The organism is Cellulosimicrobium cellulans, assembly GCF_001722485.1.
In the GTDB taxonomy this organism is placed as follows: Bacteria; Actinomycetota; Actinomycetes; order Actinomycetales; family Cellulomonadaceae; genus Cellulosimicrobium; species Cellulosimicrobium cellulans_A.
Window position 1 is genome coordinate 1 of record NZ_LWGL01000271.1, and the last position, 2,433, is coordinate 2,433.

2 protein-coding genes are annotated in these 2,433 nt (G+C 78.5%); both read right to left on the reverse strand.

Going from position 1 to position 2,433, the window contains the following annotated elements; genetic code table 11:
• The coding region (locus JZ5iCDA_RS16830) for an MFS transporter (protein WP_139123200.1) at positions 1 to 676 on the reverse strand (676 nt) is incomplete at its 3' end.
• A partial coding sequence (locus JZ5iCDA_RS19830) for a LuxR C-terminal-related transcriptional regulator (protein ID WP_139123201.1) occupies positions 673 to 2,433 on the reverse strand: 1,761 nt, incomplete at its 5' end. The genes JZ5iCDA_RS16830 and JZ5iCDA_RS19830, both read right to left, overlap by 4 nt.

The following is a 2,433-nucleotide window of genomic DNA, read 5'->3' on the forward strand; positions in this document are numbered from 1 at the left end:
CGGGCTCCGGCTCGGGCTCGGCACGCGTGGGGCCGGCGTCGGGACCGGACGTCGAGCGGTCCGTCCACGTCGCCGGCCGGACACGGCGTGCGAGCGCGAGGAACAGGACGGCCCCGCCCGCGGCGACGGCGCCCGCCAGGGCCGCCGCGAGCGCCGGGCTGCCGACGAGCTGTCCGGTGACGACGGCTCCGGTCGCGCTCCCCACGCCGGTACCGAGCGCGAGCATTCCCGCACCGGTCCCCCGTCGGGGCGCCGTGACGTCGTCGGCCACGGCACCCCCGACCGCGCCGTCGACGAGGTTGAGCGCGACCTGTCCCGCGACCCAGAGCGCCCCGAGGGCGACGACCGTCGTGGCGCTCGGCAGCAGCGCCACCGCGACACCCCCGGCCACGCCGCCGGCGACCGCCCACGGCGCGCGCCGCCCCCAGCGGCTGCGCGTGCGGTCCGACAGCGCGCCGACGACGGGCAGCGTGACCGCGGTCACCGCGGAGGAGACGAAGGAGACGACCGCGAGCGACCGCTCCTTGCCGTCCGGGTCGACCTCGGCGAGCAGCGCCGGGAGCAGCACCGCGACGACGGCCGAGAGCGCCACGTAGGTGGTGCTCTGCCCGAGGAGGACCCAGGCGATCACGCGGCGGTCGGCGGTGCGCGCGGGGGCCGGGGCGGTGGCCGTCACGGGAGCAGCCCGTGCCGCCGGGCGGCGACCAGGGCCTCGGCGCGCGACCGGACGCCGAGCTTGCGGTACAGGGTGCGGGACTGCGACTTCACGGTGTGCAGGCTGACCTCGAGGAGCTCGGCGAGCTCTGGCCCGTCCAGCCCTTGGGCGAGTCCCTGGAGCACGACGTGCTCGCGCTCGGTGAGCCGGACGGCGTCGACGTGGTCGGGCACGACGGCGGGCAGGTCGGGCAGCGCCCGCACGGCGTCGCGGAGCTCCGGTCCTGCGTCCGCGGCGAGGTCCGCCAGGAGCGACCGGTCCTTGCGGGGGACGAGGAGCCACGGCAGCCGCGTCGTCGCGGGGTCCCCCACCGCGCTCGCCAGCTCCCGGGCGGCCACGTCGGGGTGCCCGAGGCGTGCCGTGGCGACGGCGAGCAGCAGGCGGCGGTCGACGTCGACGGCGGGCCCCGCGGCCGACGGCGGCGCCGAGCCCAGCGCTTCGAGCGCACCCTCGGCGTCGCCGACGGCGAGCCGCACGCGCGCCGTGGCCGTCCGGACCGCCTCGTGGGAGCGGTCGAGCCCGCGCAGCTGGAGGGTGGCGGCGTCGGCCCGTCCGGCGGACAGGAGCACCGTCGCGTGCAGCGCACCGTGGACCTGCTGCCAGTAGACGGGCACGGGCCGGCGGCTCCCCCGGTCCCGCGCGCGCGTGACGATCGCCAGCGCGCCGTCGACGTCGCCCGCCACGAGCGCGGCCGTCGTGTCCACCACCGCGTGCACCGGCCAGAACTCGTTGGTCTCCATCTCGCCGTCGAGCCCCCGCAGGGCGCGCACGGCCTCGTCCGCCCGCAGGTCCTCCAGTGCCACGACGGCGCGGGCGAGGCTTCCCGCGGCCGCGCGGTAGGGCCCGAGGGCGACCGCGACGTCCTCGTCCGGCAGCAGGAGCGCGATCTCGTCGCGAGCCTCGTCGACACGCCCGGCGACGGCCGCGAAGAACGCGACGCGCGTGCGCTGCGCGGCCGCGTCGTGCGTGGGGTCGCGGTCGTCGCCGTCGACCGTGCGCGCCAGGGCGAGCGCGGCCTCGACGCCGCCGTCCACGAAGAGGGACGACGCGAGCTGCATGGTCATCGCGGGACGCACGAGCTCGACGTCGGGCTCGGCGCCCGGGTCGGCGGCGTCGAGCGAGGCGAGCGCGCGGCGCGCGACCGCGGCGGCCCGGCTCCCCCGGCCGAGCAGCCGCAGCCCCACCGACTCGACCGTGAGCAGGAGCGCCTTCTCCCCGGGCTCGGCCCTCGGGAACCGGCGCGCCACGGCCGCGAGGAGGATCGCCAGGTGCTCGAGGGCCCGGCCACGGTGGCCCGGCATGGCGTAGTGGCACAGGGCCGCGGTCAGCGCGAGGTACGGGTGCCGCAGGAGGTCCCCGCGCGGGACGTCGGCGATGATCTCCGTCACGCGCGCCGAGTCGGTCCGCGCCAGCTCCGACCACCGCCCCAGCACGATGCGGTTCGCCGTCGGGTAGTCGCGCTGGAGGATCGAGGCACGCAGGCCCTCGGCGTGGTCGCCGTGCTCGAGCGCCCACGCGGCGGTCCGGCCGAGCAGCTCGTGCTCGCGCGGCGGGTCGGTGCGGTGCAGCTCGTCCCGCAGCACGTGGCGCGCGAGGGGCGCGAGCTCGAAGACGTCGTCGACCGTGCTCCAGGCGCCGATGCCCTCGCGCTCGGCCGCGTCGAGCGCCGCCGCGGCGTCGGCGGGCCCGAGGAGCGCCTCGTCGAGCTCGCGCGGCAC